This window comes from Sphingomonas sp. C3-2 (assembly GCF_033025475.1).
GTDB lineage: Bacteria > Pseudomonadota > Alphaproteobacteria > Sphingomonadales > Sphingomonadaceae > Sphingobium_A.
This window is the reverse complement of record NZ_CP130322.1, coordinates 3,497,233-3,515,266: the sequence shown is the minus strand read 5'-3', so window position 1 is coordinate 3,515,266 and position 18,034 is coordinate 3,497,233. Positions and strand designations below refer to the sequence as shown.

Here is an 18,034-nt window from a genome sequence, read left to right as displayed (position 1 = left end):
CAATGCAAAAAAATGCAGCCTCAACCCCCGTCTGAGGCTTTTGCAGCGCGCGATAAGCCGTGCTAGGGGCGTCCCCGGTCGTTCTGGCCATATAAGCATAGTGGAGAACATGCGCGTGGGCGCAAGCGTTGAAAACAAGCCTGTTGTAACCCGGTTCGCGCCTTCCCCGACCGGTTTCCTGCATATCGGCGGTGCCCGCACCGCCCTGTTCAACTGGCTGTTCGCGCGCCACCATGGCGGCAAGTTCCTGCTGCGCATCGAGGACACCGATCGTGCGCGTTCGACCCAGGAGGCGATCGACGCGATCCTTGACGGCATGAGCTGGCTTGGCCTCGATTGGGACGGCGACACCGTCTACCAGTTCGCGCGTGCCGAGCGTCATGCCGAAGTGGCGAACGCGCTGCTCGAATCGGGGCATGCCTATCGCTGCTATGCGACCCCCGAGGAACTGGCGGAACTGCGCGAGCAGCAGCGCGCGGCCAAGCAGCCGATGCGCTATGACGGCCGCTGGCGCGACCGCGACCCTTCCGAGGCCCCCGAGGGCGCCCCCTTCGTAATCCGCCTCAAGGCGCTGCACGAAGGCGAGACGGCGATTGAGGACGCCGTGCAGGGCCGCGTCGTCGTCCAGAACAGCGAGCTGGACGACATGATCCTGCTGCGTTCGGACGGCACCCCCACCTATATGCTCGCCGTGGTCGTGGACGATAACGACATGGGCGTGACGCATGTCATCCGCGGCGACGACCATCTGAACAACGCCTTCCGCCAGCTCGGCATCATCCGCGCGATGGGCTGGGACGAGCCGGTTTACGCGCACATTCCGCTGATCCACGGCAATGACGGCGCCAAGCTGTCCAAGCGCCACGGCGCGCTGGGCGTGGACGCGTACCGCGACGAGATGGGCCTGCTGCCCGAAGCGGTCGGCAATTATCTGCTCCGCCTCGGCTGGGGCCACGGCGACGATGAGATCATCAGCCGCGAGCAGGCGATCGAATGGTTCGACCTGGCCGGCGTGGGACGTTCGCCTTCGCGCTTCGACATCAAGAAGCTCGAAAATCTGAACGGCCATTATATTCGCGAAGGCGATGATGCGCGTCTGGCAACGCTGGTTGCCCCGCGCGTGGAAAGCCGGCTTGGCGTGACGCTGGACCATGCGCAGATCACCCTGCTGACCGCGGCGATGGCATCGCTCAAACCGCGTGCAAAGACACTCGATGAACTGGCCGAAGGCGCGCTTTTCCTCTTTGAAAAGCGCCCGCTTTCGCTCGACGAAAAGGCTTCGACTCTGGTAGGAGGCGAAGCGGCAACCCTGCTGGCAAAAGCGGGTGCCGCCTTGGAGAGCTCGGCAGAATGGTCCGCACCTGAACTGGAAAATGCGGTGCGCCAGGTCGCTGAAGATGCCGGAATTGGTCTGGGGAAGGTTGCGCAACCGCTCAGGGCTGCCCTGACGGGGCGTGCGACCTCACCGGGAATATTTGACGTGCTCGTGCTGCTTGGAAAGCAGGAGTCGCTTGCACGTATCCATGATCAGGTCGCCTGAGGCCTGACGGAGTTAATACAGGAGGAAGTGTTATATGGCCGACAGCAAAGCGAAACTGGCGCTGGGCGACAAGGAATTAGAATATCCCGTCCTGTCCGGCTCGGTAGGCCCTGACGTCATCGACATTCGCAAGCTTTACGGCCAGACGGGTGCCTTCACGTACGATCCCGGCTTCACTTCGACCGCAAGCTGCGAATCCGGTCTCACCTATATCGATGGTGACCAGGGCATTCTTCTGCACCGCGGCTATCCGATCGATCAGCTGGCCGAACAGTCGAGCTTCATGGAAGTCGCCTATCTGCTGCTGAACGGCGAACTGCCCAACGCTGGCGAACTCGACAAGTTCACGGGCACGATCACGCGCCACACGATGCTGCACGAGCAGCTCGCGGCGTTTTTCCGTGGCTTCCGCCGCGATGCGCACCCGATGGCCGTTATGTGCGGCGTGGTCGGCGCGCTTTCGGCTTTCTACCACGATTCGACCGACATCAACGACCCGCATCAGCGCATGGTCGCCAGCCACCGCCTGATCGCCAAGATGCCGACGATCGCCGCGATGGCGTATAAATATTCGGTCGGTCAGCCCTTCCTGTACCCCGACAACTCGCTGTCCTACACCGGCAACTTCCTGCGCATGACCTTCGGCGTTCCGGCCGAGGAATATGTTGTCGACCCCGTCGTTGAAGCAGCGATGGACAAGATCTTCATCCTCCACGCCGACCACGAGCAGAACGCGTCGACCTCGACCGTCCGTCTCGCCGGTTCGTCGGGCGCCAACCCGTTCGCATGCATCGCGGCCGGCATCGCCTGCCTGTGGGGCCCCGCACATGGCGGCGCGAACGAAGCCGCGCTCAACATGCTGCGTGAAATCGGCACGCCGGATCGCATCCCCGAATATATCGCCCGCGCGAAGGACAAGGACGATCCGTTCCGCCTGATGGGCTTTGGCCACCGCGTGTACAAGAACTACGATCCGCGCGCCAAGGTGATGCAGAAGACCGCGAACGAAGTGCTCGAAAAGCTCGGCGTGACCGATCCCGTCTTCGACGTCGCACGCGAACTCGAGCAGATCGCGCTCAAGGATCCGTATTTCGTCGACAAGAAGCTCTACCCGAACGTGGACTTCTATTCGGGCGTGATCCTGTCGGCGATCGGTTTCCCGACCACGATGTTCACCGTGCTCTTCGCCCTCGCCCGCACCGTGGGCTGGGTTGCGCAGTGGAACGAAATGATCTCGGACCCCGCTCAGAAGATCGGCCGCCCCCGTCAGCTCTACACCGGCCCGGTGCAGCGCGACTATGTGGCGATCGGCAACCGCTGATCCGAAGCGAATATCGCAACAAGAGGGACATGTGGCACCGCCATGTGTCCCTTTTGATTCGTGCAGATGAATTGTTGAGAACCAGACTCAACCGACTGATGATAAAAGATATCAGGCGAGCGGCAGGATCAACGTGAAGCGGGCACCCTGGCCTGGTGCGCTGTCCACCAATATATCGCCGCCCATCGCGCGGGCGAGCCGCCGGGCGATGTAAAGCCCGAGCCCGCTGCCGCCGGGTTCCGACACATCGACGCGCTCGAATTTTTCAAAGATGCGGCCGTGATCGCTATCCGCGATCCCCTTGCCCTGATCGGCGACGACGATCACCGCGCGGTCGTCCTGGGCTTCGCAGCGCAGCCAGACCATGGCGCCCGAGGGCGAATAGCGCACCGCATTGCCGATGAGATTGACGAGGATCTGGAGCACGCGGCGAAACTCGCCCCGCCCCATCAAGATTTCATCGGGCGCAGGCCGGTCTATCCGCACCCCGCGTTCGGAGGCGCGCACCGCGAGAAGCGCGGCCGCCCGGCGGGCTATGTCCGCAATGTCCACCGCATCCGATTGCGGGCTGAAATCGGGACGTTCAATGGCCTGGAGATCGACGAGATCGTCGACCAGCGCCATCAGATGACGCCCCGCGGTCGCGATATCGCGGGCATAATCGGCATAATCGCGGCGGAGCGGCCCTTCGGTCTGCGCGCTGATCGTCTCGGCATTGGCGATAATCCGGTCGAGCGGCTCGCGCAGCGCCTTGTCGAGCCGGCCGGCAAAGGCATCGGGCACGGCAAGCGGCGCCTCATCCGCTCCGTCCTCACCCGGCAAATCAAGCCAGCTGGCCCCGCCGCGAAACCCGCGAAACCGGCCGACGCCATCGAAAAGCGGCATCGCGGACAGGCGAACGCGCGCTTCGCGCCCCCGGATCTGGGCGAGTTGATTGGCAAAGCGTATCTTGGCTGCGAGCGCATCGACGAGCGGGAGAGCGCCCTCTTCATTTTCCAGCAGCTTGATGATGCGGGTGAAGGGCTGGCCGATGATCGCGCTGGCGGCGCTGCCGATCACCGTTTCAGCCGAGGCAGAAAGCGCCACAACCTTGAGACTGTCATCAGTTTCCCAGAGCCAGTCCGAGGTGGCGCGCAGGAAATCGGTTTCGCGGGCGGTGTCGGCGATATTGGGTTGTACGGCGACGCGCTGCGCCCAGCCCCCGACGGTAAGCTGTACGTCATTGCCGTCGGGCTGCGCGCGCACCCAGAGATCAAGGTCATTGGCGCCGTCCGCCGCGACGACCGAGCGCGAGATGAGAATGCCGAGCCGCTGCGAGAGCCGGGCAAGTGCTGCGATCTGCGGCACCGCGAGCGCACCCCCAGCCTCTCCGCCGGCGCGGATATGCAGATCGAGCAACTGGCGATCCGCCTCGACGAGGCGGCCGTTGCGATCGACGCGTCCACGCACGCCGGCGTTGAGCGCGCCGTTCACGGAACCCATCCATCCCCCCGTTCGGAGGTTCCCGACGAAAGCGCCGCAATCGCCGCGCGGTAGCCGGGATGGATCTGCCACGGCCGGATCGCATCCTGCGCGCGCGCAGGATCGACAGTATCGAAGGCGACCATGACTTCGGCGAAGTGATCGTCCGCCTCGTTCATCGCGAGCAATATGGCGGCGGCGGTATCGCGCGCGACGCCCAGAGCTTTCAACAGCAGGATGAGCCGACCGCCATTGGGGGGCAGGATCATTTCGCGTACGCCGTCGAAATCCATGCCGGCGCGAACGGCCAGAATGGCGATGAGCAGCGCAAGCCGCCCTTCGACGCACGTGGCCTTCAGAACCTGATCGTCGAGCCAGCCCCGTTCGCCGAGCAGTTGCGCGAGATGCATGGCGGCCGCCTCGAGCATCTCTCCCTCGTCATGGGCGGCGAGCAACGCAGAGCCGCATTCGGTGAGCGCGCTATCCGCCGCGGCGGGCGAAACCCCGTGGAGACGCACCAGATAATCGCGAATGGCGGCCGCGACGCACCAGGTGAGCCGATAATGCATCTCGGCGGGCAGATCGGTGCGCGGTAAGGCGCTGTCTTCGAAGATGTAACAGCGGCGGCTTTCGGCGATCAGCAGCGCCATGGCGGCGGCGGACAATGCCGGATCCGCATCGGCCATCAGCGCCTCGATCAACGAACTGGCCTCGCCGTTTGCCTCGGCATTCTTGCGCAGGCGTTCGGTAAGCTTCTGCTCCTCAACACGGGCGAGCAGCAGCGCGATCAGTTCGGCATCGTGGAGCGCGCGGGCGCGTTCGAGCACGGGCAAAGCGATGGTGACGCGCGTGCTGCCAAGCGCGGCGAGCAGGTCTTCGGAAAAATGCTGGCCGTGTTCGACGACCAGGCGCTGACGGATGTCGTTTTCGACCGAGGTGACGAGCCGCGCGAGAAAGCGGCGGACGGTGATCCGCTGATAATCCGAAAGCCGCATCGAATCGGGAAGGAACAGATCGACCATCGCGCCGATCCGCTGACGGGCGCTCTTCGCGGCGCGCGCCGCCTCCGCCAGAAGCCGGTCAGCCGGATCTGCCTGAAGCTTTGCGTCGTTTCTGTCCCCAACGAACATGAGGGCTGATTACCAGCCCATAGTTAATTTGGCCTAAATCTGTTTGAGGGGCATATCGCGCAATTTTCGCGCGACCAGTTGCTGGCCCGCCAGCAGCGCTGCAAAGGCCGCAAGCGCGCAGGTGCCGAGCCCGCCGACCGGATAGCCGAAAAAGGCGAAAGGCAGGAAAATTCCCGCCATGACGGGCGCGTTGAGGAAGCTGTGGTTGGTCAGCCGATCCTGCACGGCGTTGGCGGCCATGAGGCCGATCAATATCGCGCCGAGCGCCCAGACGCCCCACCCCGCCCCGTCCGCGGCGAGCCGGCCGGCAAGGATGACCGTGGCGCAGGCGGCAAGACTATCGCGCCCCATGCGCCAGAAACGGCTCCATTTGGCGGCGCGAAGCGCCACGCCATCCATCCGCTTGGGAATGGCGGCAACCGGCCCGGCCAGCGCAAGCAAGAGCGCGCCGACCGTGATCCAGCCACTCGCAAAGGCAGGCAGCGCCAGCGCCGAAAGGCTGATCGACCCGATTCGCAGCCAGATCGGCTGAATATTGCGACCGAGCAGGAAATGGGTGACGGCCTCGGAGAGCGAACTGGGCAGGAAATCCGCCCCCTTGCCGCTGAGCAACTGGGCTTCGGCGCTGCGGGCTTCCTCTGCTCGGTCGACGAGCCAGACCGATCCAACGGCCGCTTCGTGCCGAACCGCGTCCGCCTGAACCACCCGGCGCAGCAATGTCGACTGGAGATCCCAATCGCCGAGCATCGCGACGGTGCGGCGGAGCGTCGTGCCGTCGAGCGTGGCGATCCCCGCCCAGCGCGCATCGGCATCGATCCGCTCGAACCGCTGCATGTCGGCACTGTCCGGCAAGGTGAAGATCGCGGGTGCATCGACCCGCGCGGCACGGTCGATCACGTCCTGCCGTACGACGACACCGTCGCCGATCATGAGCAGGCGTTCATCGGGATGGATACGGTCCGCCGCATCCGCGACGCTGCGCGCGAGTTCGACGACGATGCCATCGCGCCGAAGCCTGTCGACCGCGCCGACCAGGGCGGCGGGCAACCGTTCGACCAGCACGACGACGTGCGAGGCACCCGCTGCCGCGGCCTGACGCACCTGATATTCGATCAGCGTCTGGCCGAGAAAAGGCAAAGCGGCGCGAAGACCGCGATTGTCGTCATCGCGTTCCGAACAACCGATAATCAGACTGGCGAGCGCCAACGTACCTAAACCCCCGGATTTCTTATCCGGTCGATAAGCGTTTTGATCGCCCGGTGCAAAGCAAGCTTTTCCCCACCCCCCACGCATTATTCGCCGCATTTCTGCGACGAATGGACAGTGCGCGCGGATTGATGGGAAAAGCACGTTGTTCCCTGTCGCCGCTTTCATGGTAAAGATGCGCCATGACTGGGGGATCACGCATCATAGACTTTCCTCGCGACGCCGCAGGAAGCGAACCGCAAGCCGAACTGGCGGAGCAGATGCGCGCGCCCGATTGGGACGCGATCATCGCCGATTCGTGGAGCGAGGCCCCGGTTTCGTCCGGCCGCGACCGCGCCATATCAGCGATTGCAGCGGCGACCGCGCTTGGCTGGACGGGGTTCAGTGGGTGGTATTTCACGCAATCGGCGCCGATGCCCGATCTGCCCGCGATGGCCGCGATGCTGTGCGCGCCGCTGGCGACGATCGGTGTCGGCTATCTTCTCGCCATGCGTTCCAGCAGCCGCGAAGCGCGCCGTTTTTCGGCGACGAGCGCTGGGCTGCGCGCCGAATCGGCCCGGCTCGACGCGGTGCTCCGCACAGTGACGACCCGCATCCATGAAAATCGCGCCCTTCTGGCCGAGCAGGCGGGCGAGCTGAACGGGATCGGCGAAGACGCCACGGTGCGCCTGCACGGGGCGAGCCGCGCCCTGGGCGGCGAGATCGAGACGCTGGCGCGCCATGCGCACGCGCTGAAGAGCGCAGCGATCGCCGCGCGCACCGACATGTCCGTCCTGCTGGCCGACCTGCCCAAGGCGCAGAGCCAGACAGAGCGGATGACCGAGGAATTGAAGGGCGCTGGGCTCGCCGCGCATGAGCGCGCCGGGGCGCTGGAAGCCCAGTTGGCCGCGCTGGCGCTGCGCGGGCGCGAAGCCGATGAAATCGCAGGCGGCGCGGCGCAACGGCTCGCCGCGCATCTTTCGCGCATGGAAAGCACCAGCGAGAATGCCGGGACACGGCTTGAGGCGGCCGCCGGGCAGATGACTGAGGCGGTCGATGCCGCCCTTGGCCGCGCGGCCGAGGCGATCGACGCCGCCCGCCGGGGCATGGAAGCGCAGGGCGCGGCGATGATGGCGATGGTCGAGCAATCGCAGGCCGCGCTTGGCCAGACAGGCGAAGAGGCGGCGCGCGCGCTGACCGGCCGGGTGGCCGATATCAACGACCGCATTCGCCACTTAGGCGAATTGCTGACGACGCACGAAGCGGTGACCCGCGATATGCTCGCATCGCTGCAGACCGCCTTCCAGGATGCCGAGCACAAGCTCGCGTCGCTCGACGAGGCCGGAAGCGCGCATGCCGGACGGCTTTCGGAGGCGCTGACCGGGCTGCATGGCAATGCCGAGAAAATGGCCGAAATGCTGCGCGGCGGCCAGAGCTATGCCGATACGCTGATCGGGCGTTCCGAAGCCTTGCTGACCGCGCTCGACGCCAATGCGCGCGAGCTGGACGAGACGCTGCCGGGCGCCATCGACAGGCTGGATGCCAAGCTGAACCAGAGCATGGCGTTGCTGGGCCAGGTGATGCCCGAGGCCGAGCGCCTGGAACAGGCGACCGAAAAGGCGTTCAACCGCCTGACCGACGCGCATGCGATGATCGATCAGCACCAGCGCCGGATCGACGGCGTGATCGGCGAAATGGACGCGCGGATCACGGGCAACCGCGATGCCGTCGAGGAACTGGGCCGAGCGATCGGGCTGGCGGGCGATTCCGCGCAGCGCTTTGCCGAATCGGTGGGGCCGCAACTGGTCGAATCGCTGGTCCGCGTGCGCGAGACCGCCGTTCAGGCGTCCGAACGCGCCAAGGAAACGCTCGCCTCGATCGTTCCCGAAACCCGCGAGAAACTGGGCGCGGCGAGCGAAGCGGCGATGCGCGAGGCGATCTCCGACAAGGTCGAGGTTCAGATGGCCGAGATTGCCGCCGCCGCCGAGCGTGCGGTGAAGGCGGCCGAAGCGGCATCCGAACATCTTACAAGCCGGATGCTGACGATCGCCGAGACCACCGCCGCCGTCGAAGACCGGATCCAGACCGCGCGCGACGAAGTGGAAAGCGCCAATCGCGACACATTGTCGCGCCGCGTGGCGCTTTTGATCGAGGCGCTCAATTCAACCGCGATCGACGTCACCAAGATCCTGTCGAACGAGATGACCGACACCGCCTGGGCAGCCTATCTGAAGGGCGACCGGGGCGTGTTCACCCGCCGCGCGGTGCGCCTGCTCGATGCCGGCGAAGTTCGCGAGATCAGCCAGCATTATGACGATGATCCGGAATTCCGCGAGCAGGTGAACCGCTACATCCACGATTTCGAGGCGATGCTTCGCAACATCCTGTCGACGCGCGATGGATCGCCGCTGGGCGTGACGATCCTGTCGTCCGACATGGGCAAGCTGTACGTGGCGCTGGCGCAGGCGATCGAGCGACTTCGCTGATCGCCTGATGGGCGGGCTCAGACGGGCTTGCCGCCCGAGCACACGCCGCAATCCCCGCCCTTGGCAACCGGACGGCCGCAGGCGCGGCACGCACCGTAATCGCCGGGGACGACGCCGTGGCCGACGCTGACGCGGTGATCGAAGACATAGCATTGACCATCCCAGAGGCTTTCGGCCTCGGGGATTTTTTCGAGATAGTTGAGGATACCGCCCTTGAGGTGGAAGACATCGTCGATCCCCTCAGCCTTCACAAAGGCGGTCGATTTTTCGCACCGAATGCCGCCGGTGCAGAACATTGCGACCTTGGGCGTCTTGCCCAGTTCGGCCCGCTTGGCGCGGAACCATTCGGGAAATTCGCGGAAGCTGTTCGTCTTGGGATCGATCGCCCCCCGGAAGGTGCCGATCTCGACCTCATAATCGTTGCGCGTATCGATCAGGATGACGTCGGGATCGGAAATCAGCGCGTTCCAATCTTCAGGCTCGACATAATTGCCCGCATCGCGCGCGGCATCGACGCCCGCCACGCCCATGGTGACAATTTCCTTTTTGAGCCGCACCTTCATGCGATCGAAGGGCATTGCCTCGGCCCAGCTATATTTGACGTCGACTTCATCGCAGCCCGGCAGCGCGCGGATATGCGCAACCACCGCCGCGATGCCGTCTTCCGCCCCCGCAATGGTGCCGTTAATGCCCTCGGAAGCGAGAAGGAGCGTGCCGCGAATGCCATGGGCATCGCAAAGGGTGCGCAGCGGTTCGCGCAGATCCGCAAAATCGTCGAGAACGGCGAAACGATACAGCGCTGCCACGCGCACCCTTGAAGTCATGACGTCAATCAATCCGTTTTCTTGGCTTCTTGCCTGAATTTGTGGAGCAACGGCTCGGTATAGCCATTGGGCTGATCCACGCCCTCGAACACGAGCGCGCGGGCCGCCCGGAACGCAATGCTGCCATCCGGATCGGCCGCCATCGGGCGATATAGCGGATCGCCGGCATTTTGGGCATCCACTTTCGCAGCCATCCGCAAAAGCGCGGCATCGACCTGTGCGGGCGTGCAGATACCGCGGAGCAGCCAGTTGGCGAGATGCTGCGAAGAAATGCGTAGCGTCGCGCGATCTTCCATCAACCCGATATCGTTGATGTCGGGCACCTTGGAGCAGCCGATGCCCTGATCGATCCAGCGAACAACATAGCCGAGAATGCCCTGGGCATTATTGTCGAGCTCGTTCCGGATATCGTCTTCGGACCAGTTGGCGCCCTGGGCGAGCGGGATGGTGAGGAGCCGTTCAAGCGCGGGAACCGCCTCCCCCGCAATCTCGCGCTGCCGGGCGAAGACGTCGACCGCGTGATAATGGGTGGCGTGGAGCGTCGCCGCCGTCGGGCTCGGCACCCAGGCGGTGTTCGCCCCCGAACGCGGATGGCCGATCTTCTGGACGAGCATGTCGGCCATCATATCGGGCGCGGCCCACATCCCCTTGCCGATCTGCGCCTTGCCCGAAAGCCCGCAATTGAGCCCGATGCGGACGTTGCGATCCTCATAGGCCGAAATCCAGTCGGCGGCCTTCATGTCCGCCTTGCGGACCATCGCGCCGGCCTGCATCGAGCTATGGATTTCGTCGCCGGTGCGATCGAGAAAGCCGGTGTTGATGAAGGCGATACGATCGCGCACCGCATGGATGCAGGCGGCCAGATTGGCCGAGGTACGACGTTCCTCGTCCATCACGCCAACCTTGATCGTGTACCGCGCGAGCCCGAGCAGATCCTCGACCGCATCGAACAGGCGGTTGGTGAAGCCCGCTTCTTCGGGCCCGTGCATCTTGGGCTTGACGATATAGATCGAGCCGGTGCGGCTGTTGCGGTGCCGCCCCAGTCCCTTCAGGTCATAGAGCGCGATGAGCGATGTGAAGACCGCATCGAGCACGCCTTCGGGCGCCTCAGCACCGTCCGCCAGCAAGACCGCCGGGTTGGTCATCAGATGGCCGACATTGCGCACGAAGAGCAGGCTGCGGCCATGAAGCGTCATCGCGGCACCATCCCGGCCGGTCCATTCCCGGTCCCCCGCGAGGGTACGCGTCAGGGTACGCCCGCCCTTTTCAAAACTGGCTTCCAGATCGCCGCGCATCAGGCCGAGCCAATTGGCATAGGCGGCAACCTTGTCCTCCGCATCAACGGCGGCGACCGAATCCTCGAGATCGACGATCGTCGTCAGCGCCGCTTCGAGCACGACATCGGCGATACCGGCTGTGTCCATGCGGCCGACCGGATGCTCACGATTAACATGAACTTCGATATGAAGACCGTTGTTGTTGAACAGGAAATTACCATCGCCCTGCCGCGCGATCCACGGCGTTTCGGCGGCAACGTCGGTGACGTCCGACCAGCTTTTGCCGGCGAGCGGAACGGCCTGATCCAGAAAGGCGCGGACGGCGGTGACGACCTGGGCCCCGCGTTCGGCATCATAGCCGCCGGGCTTTGCCGCGCCGGGGAGCGCATCGGTGCCGTAATAGGCGTCGTACAGGCTGCCCCAGCGCGCATTGGCGGCATTGAGGACGAAGCGATCGTTGAGCGCGGGGACGACGAGCTGCGGCCCCGCCATGGTCGCGATTTCGGCATCGACATTCTGCGTTCCGACCGAAAAGGGCGCGGGTTCGGGGACGAGATAGCCGATTTCATCGAGAAAGGCGCGGTAGGCCGTGGGGTCGATCGGCGTGCCGCGCCGTTCGACGTGCCAGGCATCAAGCTGTGCCTGAAGGTGATCGCGCTTTTCGAGAAGGGCGCGGTTTTCCGGGGCGAAGCGGCCAAGAATCGCGTCCACGCCCTGCCAGAATGCGTTTGGATCGACGCCCGTACCGGGCAGCGCGCGCTGTTCGATGAAGTCGTGAAGCCGCCGATCGATACGGATCTGCCCAAACGCGACATAATCAGTCATTTCTCATCCCTTCCTGCCCGCCGGGCACGACCCGACAGGTACGATTGCGTTTCCGCATGGCTTCCTGGGGAGAGGATTCGCCAACGCTATGCCCCAGTGACGCTTTTGATGCAATCACGCCCTTCACCCCGGCCCAAAGGCTGGTTACAAATGAAACGATGAGGATGCTGGATAGCACCGAGCAGGCCATTGTCGACGCCGCAAAGGGCGCGCCGATGCTTGCGCAGGTGGAACAATGGGCGGCGGTGAACAGCGGTTCCCGCAATTTGCAGGGGCTGTCGACGATGGCCGGGATGCTGGCGGATGCGTTTTCGACGCTTCCCGGCGTGCTGAAGCTGATCCGTCAACCGCCGATAGAAAGCGTTGCGCCGGACGGAACGCTGACCGGAACCGAGCATGGCCAGCATATGCTGCTGTCTGTCCGGCCCGAGGCGCCCGTGCAGATGCTGTTCACCGGCCATATGGACACGGTTTTCGGAAGCGACCACCCCTTCCAAACCTCTGCCTGGCTGGAGCCCGGCGTGCTCAACGGGCCGGGCACCGCCGACATGAAGGGCGGGATCGCAGTGATGCTGGCGGCGCTCCGCGCGCTCGAGGCGTCGCCGCTTGCGCCCCGTTTCGGCTATGAGGTGCTGATCAATTCCGATGAGGAGGTGGGCTCCCCCTCCTCTGCCCCGCTGATCGCGGGTGCGGCGCGCGGCAAGCTCGCGGCGCTTACCTATGAACCCGCACTCCCCGACGGCACGCTGGCGGGGGCACGGGCAGGCAGCGGGAATTTTTCGATCATCGTGCGCGGACGGAGCGCCCATGCCGGGCGCAACCCCGATGAAGGCCGCAACGCGCTGGTGGCCGCCGCCGACATTGCGCTACGCCTCAAACGCGGCGGCGGTGCCGGCCTTTCGGTGAACCCGGCCAAGATCGATGGCGGCGGGCCGAACAATGTGGTGCCCGACCATGCGATCCTGCGCGTGAATTTCCGCCCGCTCACCCCCCAAGATGAGGACCGGGCACGCGCGATGATCGACGCGGTGACCGCAGCCGTGGCGGCCGAGCACGACGTATCCATCCATGTTCACGGCGGCTTCGGCCGCCCGCCCAAGCCGCTCGACGCAGTGGCCGAAAAACTGTTCGGGCTGGTGAAGCAGAGCGGGCGCGATCTGGGCATCGAGATCGGCTGGAAGGCGACCGGCGGGGTGTGCGACGGCAACAATATCGCGGCCTGCGGCGTTCCCGTGGTCGACACCATGGGGGTGCGCGGCGGCGCGATCCATTCGGCCGACGAATTTCTGATCACCGATTCGCTGCCCGAACGCGCGGCGCTTTCCGCCCTAACCATTGCACGCATCATCGAAAGGGGAGTTGCTTGAGCTTTCGGATAAGGGCCGCCCGACGGACCGACCTTCAGCATCTGTATGAAATGGCGAAACTGACCGGGGGCGGCTTTACCAACCTGCCGCCCGACCGAAAATCGCTGACGGCCAAGCTGTCCCGATCCGAACAGGCTTTTTCCCGCGAGGCGGATACGTTGTCCGACGAATTGTTCGTGCTCGTGCTCGAAAATATGGACACCGGCGATGTGCGCGGCACTTGCCAGATATTCTCGCAGGTTGGGCAAAAATGGCCCTTTTATTCCTATCGCATCGGCACGCTGACCCAGCATAGCCAGGAACTGGACCGGACGTTTCGGGCGGACATGCTGAGCCTGTCCACCGATCTGGAAGGATCGAGCGAGGTGGGCGGGCTGTTCCTCCACCCAGGCGAGCGCGCGGGCGGTCTTGGCCTGTTGATCGCGCGCAGCCGTTATCTTTTCATCCGCAACCACCGCGCACGCTTTGCCGACACGATCCTGGCGGAGTTGCGCGGAGTGATCGACGAGGCCGGGGGATCGCCTTTCTGGGACGGGCTGGCGGGCCGTTTCTTCGGGATGAACTTTCAGGATGCGGACCAGTTCAACGCGATCCACGGCAACCAGTTCATCGCCGATCTGATGCCCAAGCACCCGATCTATATCGCGATGCTGCCCGAAACCGCGCGCGCGGTGATCGGCGTGCCGCACCCCAGCGGCCGCGCAGCGATGCGGATGCTGGAAAATGAAGGGTTTGCCTTTACCAGCTATATCGACATTTTCGACGGCGGCCCGACGATGACGGCCAAGACCGACGATGTCCGTTCGATCCGCGACGCCTGCGACGCGACCATCGTCGCGGTCGAGCCCAATGCGGGCGAAAAGGCGCTGTGCGCGCATGGCCGGCTGAGCGATTTCAAGGCGGCCTATGCCATCGTCGAGAAACGCGAGGGCGGCGTGGTCATCGATCCCGAGGGCGCTGCGCTGCTGGAGATCGGGATAGGCGACCGGATTTCGCATGTTGCCCGCTGGTGAGCAGAATTTCCGGAGTGTTCGATGTCGGTTGTTGAGATCAATTTCGACGGGCTGATCGGCCCGAGCCATAATTATGCGGGGCTGAGCCTGGGCAATCTGGCCTCGGCGCGCAATGCGGGCGCGGTATCACAACCGCGCGCCGCCGCGCTGCAGGGGCTGGCCAAGATGCGCGCCAATATCGCGCTGGGGCTGACGCAGGGGCTACTCTTGCCGCATGATCGGCCGGACGAAGCCTGGCTTGGCGAATTGGGCACGCGTTATGCCGAAGCCGAACCGCATCTGCAGGCGTGCGCGCTTTCGGCGTCGGCGATGTGGGCGGCCAATGCCGCGACGATATCCCCCGCCCCCGACAGCGCCGATGGCCGCTGTCACCTGACGGTCGCCAACCTCGTGACCATGCCCCATCGCAGCCATGAATGGCCGGGAACGCTGGCGCAGCTGCAACTGGCCTTTGCGCATGACGCCTTCGCCGTCCATGCGCCGGTTCCCGCCCCCTTTGGCGATGAGGGTGCCGCCAACCATATGCGCCTGTGCCGCGATCACGGTGCGCCCGCGATCGAGGTTTTCGTTTACGGCGAAAGCGGTGGCCCCTTCCCTGCCCGCCAGCATGTGGAAGCCTCGCGCGCGGTGGCCCGGCGCCACGGGCTGCCCCCGGAGCGGACAATGTTCGTTCGCCAATCCGACGCGGCGATCGCGGCGGGCGCGTTCCACAACGATGTTGTTGCGGTGGCGAACGAGCATGTGCTGTTCACCCACGAGCTGGCCTTTGCCGACCGCGAGGCGGTGTATGCCGAATTGCGGCGGAAGCTGCCCGAGATCGAGATCGTCGAGGTTCCGGCGGCGGCGGTGAGCCTTGAGGACGCCATCCGATCCTATCTGTTCAACGCCCAGCTGGTTACGTTGCCCATGGGCGACATGGCGCTGATCCTGCCCAGCGAAGCGCGCGAGACGCCCGCGGTGTGGCGCTGGCTGGAGGCGCATGTGGCGGGCAATGGCCCGATCCGCCGGCTCGAAGTGGTGGATGTTCGCCAGTCGATGGCCAATGGCGGCGGCCCCGCCTGTCTCCGTCTACGGGTCGTGTGCGATCCAGCGCTGGTCGACCCGCGCTTTCTTCTCGATGGGCGGAAGATCGCGCAGCTCGAAGCACTGGTGGAGGCACACTGGCCGGAGCAGATCGGCGCCGCCGACATCGGCAACCCGGAGCTGATCAGACAGATCCGGGCGGCGCGGCAGGCCCTGTTGGAGATGCTGGACCTGAATACGCTGGCCCAGCGCTAGAACCTGCCGCTTTACAGGGTGATCGCCGTTATTCGGCGGCGATCGCCGATGCCCGCCTGTCCACCGTGACGTGCATGCCATTCACGCGCTTGTGAAAGTCACCGGCGCGGGTACGCGGGTTGTAGAACTGACGATACCAGATGCGTTCCTTGTGGAACGGCCCGTCATCGAGCACCTGCAGCACGCTGATGGCCGGTTCCTTGTTCTGCCACAGCTCGAAATCCTGCGCGAAGGCGGCGAGCGCGGTATCCTGATAACCGCGCGCGATTTCGAGCCCGGTTTCGTCGACGCTGTCGTCGGCGACCTTGACCATCACCGCGTGCCAGACCTTCACCACGCCGTCTTCGACCGGGGTGTGGCAGATCATCATGAGGGCCGGAAACTGGCCGCCCATGCGCGACTGGAGGATGCCGGGGCCGGTGTACCAGGTATCGGTTTCGAGCGTCCCCGCCTCGCTCACCAGCGTCCGGTGGCCTGCCCGGAAAAACTGCCGGATGATATGGCCTTCGAATTCATTGGCGAAATATTCGATATCGAGACTGCCATGCACCGGCACGAAATGGGCATAGTCGGTCATGTTGTCGACGATTTCCTGCGGATGGACCGGCAGCGTGCCGAGATGATCGATCCGCCAGCGTGCCCAGCCCGGCATATCCCATTCGGCGAAGGCGGGCAGATCGTAATCGGGCGCCCCGCCCTCTGCATCGTGCCACATCCAGATGCAGCCCGCGCGTTCGATCACCGGGAAGGTCTTGATGCACGCGGCCTTGGGGATGGCGTGGGTGGAATAGGGAATATCGTCGCACTGGCCTTGCGGGTTGAAGCGCCAGCCATGACCGGGGCAGCGGATCGAATCCCCTTCGATCTGGTTGCCGTCGCGCACGATATAGGAGGTCGTGTTCTTCGCCAGATGGACGCGCATGTGCGGGCAGTAAGCATCGACGAGGAAGACCTTGCCGCTGTCCTTGCCGCGATAGGCGACGAATTCGCGCCCGAAGAAGCGAAGCGCCAGCGGCGCCTCGCCCAGTTCGTTGCTGTCGGCGATCATGAACCAGCCCCGCGGGAAGGTGTGTTCGCCCAGACCATATTCAGCCGTTGTTGCCATAGTCCCTCTCCTTGTTTCGCTGGCTCAGATGAACGTGTCGGTATTTGCCGCGCCGAGCATGACACCGCCGACATTGCGGCCGACCTTGTCGGGGTTGTTGGCGATATGCGTGCGCCCGGTATGGATGTCGGCAAAGGTGCGGGCGACGGGGTTGCTGCGGATCACGCCCTGTGCGCCGCTGAGATAGAAGATCCGCGTGATCAGTTCCGCGCAGCGATCGAGCACCTCGGCCGACTGGAAGCGGAAGCGCAACCGCTGATCGAGATCGAAGGGCTGGCCGGCACGCGCCTGATCCATCAGGACCGCGAAATTGCGCGAGAGCACCAGCTTCATCTCGTCGATCGCGGCGGCCGTGCGGGCAACCGTCATCCGGGTATCCGGATCATCGGACGTCTTGGAGAAATCATTGGCGCTCACCCGGCGCGCGCCCATTTCGAGGAAGGTATCGAGCGCGCCCTGTAGTGCGCCGATCGCCGAGGACGACACCGCGCGGACGAAGATCTGGCCGAAGGGCAGCTTGTAGAGCGGCGCGTCGTTGACCTTGAGGCCGGGGCTGGTGGTGGCGAAACCGTCCTTCGAGCGGTGCGAGCGATAGGCGGGCACAAAGGCATCCTTCACCACGACGTCATGGCTGCCGGTGCCACGCAGGCCGAGCGTGTCCCAAACGCGGATCACCTCGAAATCGGCACGGGGCACGAGGAAGGTGCGATAATCGGGCGGGCCATCGGGGCTGGGCACGAGACCACCGAGAAAGACCCATTCGCAGTGATCGACGCCGCTCGAGAAATTCCAGCGCCCGCTGATCCGATAGCCGCCATCAACGGGCGTAACTTCGGCCTTGGGCATGTAGGACGACGCGATCAGCGTGTCGTCGCGCTCGCCCCAGACATCGGCCTGCGCCTGCGCATCGAACAAGGCGAGCTGCCAGTTATGGACCGCGACGACACCGAAGACCCATGCCGAGGACATGCACCCTTCAGCAAGCGTGGTCTGGACCGCATAGAAGGTTTCGGGATCGAGTTCGTAACCGCCATATTGCCTGGGCTGGAGGATGCGGAAAAGGCCGGCGTCCTGAAAATCGCGGATCGTTTCATCGGGCACACGGCAGAGCGTGGCGGCCTGTTCGGCGCGTTCGCGCAAGACCGGAACAAGCGCGCGGGCCCGGGCGACGAGATCGCTGCTTTGGACAAGGGTTGCTGCAGAAGCTTTCATAGCGCGTCTC

Annotated in this window: 13 protein-coding genes; 6 read left to right on the top strand and 7 right to left on the bottom strand. The window is 64.6% G+C overall.

Annotated elements, in window-relative coordinates; all coding sequences use genetic code 11:
- Positions 1-109: 109 nt before the first annotated feature.
- Positions 110-1,540 (top strand): glutamate--tRNA ligase, encoded by a 1,431-nt coding sequence (gene gltX, locus QYC26_RS16710; RefSeq protein ID WP_317513353.1) that lies wholly within the window; start codon positions 110-112, stop codon positions 1,538-1,540.
- Between the two features lie 34 nt (positions 1,541-1,574).
- Positions 1,575-2,861, top strand: a complete 1,287-nt coding sequence (locus tag QYC26_RS16705) for a citrate synthase (RefSeq protein WP_317513352.1) — start codon at positions 1,575-1,577, stop codon at positions 2,859-2,861.
- A gap of 111 nt (positions 2,862-2,972) precedes the next feature.
- On the opposite strand, the gene QYC26_RS16700 is transcribed toward QYC26_RS16705, so the two are convergent.
- From QYC26_RS16700 to QYC26_RS16690, 3 genes are read right to left on the bottom strand one after another with little or no spacing between them, the layout of a single operon-like run.
- Positions 2,973-4,343, bottom strand: coding sequence for a HAMP domain-containing sensor histidine kinase (locus QYC26_RS16700; RefSeq protein WP_317513351.1), 1,371 nt, complete (start codon positions 4,341-4,343; stop codon positions 2,973-2,975).
- Complete coding sequence (locus QYC26_RS16695) at positions 4,331-5,452, bottom strand: DUF2336 domain-containing protein (RefSeq protein ID WP_317513350.1); 1,122 nt, start codon at positions 5,450-5,452, stop codon at positions 4,331-4,333. The genes QYC26_RS16700 and QYC26_RS16695 overlap by 13 nt, the downstream gene beginning before the upstream one ends.
- Before the next feature lie 33 nt (positions 5,453-5,485).
- A complete protein-coding gene (locus tag QYC26_RS16690) occupies positions 5,486-6,658 on the bottom strand; it encodes a hypothetical protein (protein ID WP_317513349.1) in 1,173 nt (390 codons plus the stop codon).
- A gap of 182 nt (positions 6,659-6,840) precedes the next feature.
- On the opposite strand from QYC26_RS16690, the gene QYC26_RS16685 reads away from it, so the two are divergent.
- Positions 6,841-9,123 carry a hypothetical protein gene (locus QYC26_RS16685; RefSeq protein WP_317513348.1) on the top strand — a complete coding sequence of 761 codons (2,283 nt, stop codon included), beginning with the start codon at positions 6,841-6,843 and terminating at the stop codon, positions 9,121-9,123.
- A 17-nt stretch (positions 9,124-9,140) separates the two neighbouring features.
- Here the strand turns inward: QYC26_RS16685 and QYC26_RS16680 are convergent, their stop codons facing one another.
- The gene (locus QYC26_RS16680) at positions 9,141-9,947 is read right to left on the bottom strand and encodes a rhodanese-related sulfurtransferase (RefSeq protein ID WP_317513347.1); all 807 of its coding nucleotides are present in this window, start codon (positions 9,945-9,947) and stop codon (positions 9,141-9,143) included.
- 8 nt (positions 9,948-9,955) lie between these two features.
- Positions 9,956-12,049, bottom strand: coding sequence for a malate synthase G (locus QYC26_RS16675; protein WP_317513346.1), 2,094 nt, complete (start codon positions 12,047-12,049; stop codon positions 9,956-9,958).
- 158 nt (positions 12,050-12,207) lie between these two features.
- Between QYC26_RS16675 and QYC26_RS16670 the strand changes: the two genes are divergently transcribed.
- From QYC26_RS16670 to QYC26_RS16660, 3 genes are read left to right on the top strand one after another with little or no spacing between them, the layout of a single operon-like run.
- Positions 12,208-13,416 (top strand): hydrolase, encoded by a 1,209-nt coding sequence (locus tag QYC26_RS16670; protein ID WP_317513345.1) that lies wholly within the window; start codon positions 12,208-12,210, stop codon positions 13,414-13,416.
- Positions 13,413-14,429 carry an arginine N-succinyltransferase gene (locus QYC26_RS16665; protein WP_317513344.1) on the top strand — a complete coding sequence of 339 codons (1,017 nt, stop codon included), beginning with the start codon at positions 13,413-13,415 and terminating at the stop codon, positions 14,427-14,429. The genes QYC26_RS16670 and QYC26_RS16665 overlap by 4 nt, the downstream gene beginning before the upstream one ends.
- A gap of 21 nt (positions 14,430-14,450) precedes the next feature.
- Positions 14,451-15,707 (top strand): N-succinylarginine dihydrolase, encoded by a 1,257-nt coding sequence (locus tag QYC26_RS16660; RefSeq protein WP_317513343.1) that lies wholly within the window; start codon positions 14,451-14,453, stop codon positions 15,705-15,707.
- Between the two features lie 28 nt (positions 15,708-15,735).
- On the opposite strand, the gene QYC26_RS16655 is transcribed toward QYC26_RS16660, so the two are convergent.
- Both QYC26_RS16655 and QYC26_RS16650 read right to left on the bottom strand, forming a co-directional pair.
- Positions 15,736-16,812, bottom strand: coding sequence for a Rieske 2Fe-2S domain-containing protein (locus QYC26_RS16655; RefSeq protein ID WP_317513342.1), 1,077 nt, complete (start codon positions 16,810-16,812; stop codon positions 15,736-15,738).
- A gap of 24 nt (positions 16,813-16,836) precedes the next feature.
- On the bottom strand, positions 16,837-18,024 hold the full coding sequence (locus tag QYC26_RS16650) for a flavin-dependent monooxygenase (protein WP_317513341.1): 1,188 nt from the start codon (positions 18,022-18,024) through the stop codon (positions 16,837-16,839).
- Between the last annotated feature and the right edge of the window lie 10 nt (positions 18,025-18,034).

Coding starts and splice junctions, on each gene's coding strand:
- QYC26_RS16695 (WP_317513350.1), bottom strand. CDS start 5,452: ATGTTCGTTGGGGACAGAAACGACGCAAAGCTTCAGGCAGATCCGGCT.
- QYC26_RS16655 (WP_317513342.1), bottom strand. CDS start 16,812: ATGGCAACAACGGCTGAATATGGTCTGGGCGAACACACCTTCCCGCGG.
- QYC26_RS16660 (WP_317513343.1), top strand. CDS start 14,451: ATGTCGGTTGTTGAGATCAATTTCGACGGGCTGATCGGCCCGAGCCAT.
- QYC26_RS16680 (WP_317513347.1), bottom strand. CDS start 9,947: ATGACTTCAAGGGTGCGCGTGGCAGCGCTGTATCGTTTCGCCGTTCTC.
- gltX (WP_317513353.1), top strand. CDS start 110: ATGCGCGTGGGCGCAAGCGTTGAAAACAAGCCTGTTGTAACCCGGTTC.
- QYC26_RS16700 (WP_317513351.1), bottom strand. CDS start 4,343: ATGGGTTCCGTGAACGGCGCGCTCAACGCCGGCGTGCGTGGACGCGTC.
- QYC26_RS16705 (WP_317513352.1), top strand. CDS start 1,575: ATGGCCGACAGCAAAGCGAAACTGGCGCTGGGCGACAAGGAATTAGAA.
- QYC26_RS16675 (WP_317513346.1), bottom strand. CDS start 12,049: ATGACTGATTATGTCGCGTTTGGGCAGATCCGTATCGATCGGCGGCTT.
- QYC26_RS16650 (WP_317513341.1), bottom strand. CDS start 18,024: ATGAAAGCTTCTGCAGCAACCCTTGTCCAAAGCAGCGATCTCGTCGCC.
- QYC26_RS16685 (WP_317513348.1), top strand. CDS start 6,841: ATGACTGGGGGATCACGCATCATAGACTTTCCTCGCGACGCCGCAGGA.
- QYC26_RS16670 (WP_317513345.1), top strand. CDS start 12,208: ATGAGGATGCTGGATAGCACCGAGCAGGCCATTGTCGACGCCGCAAAG.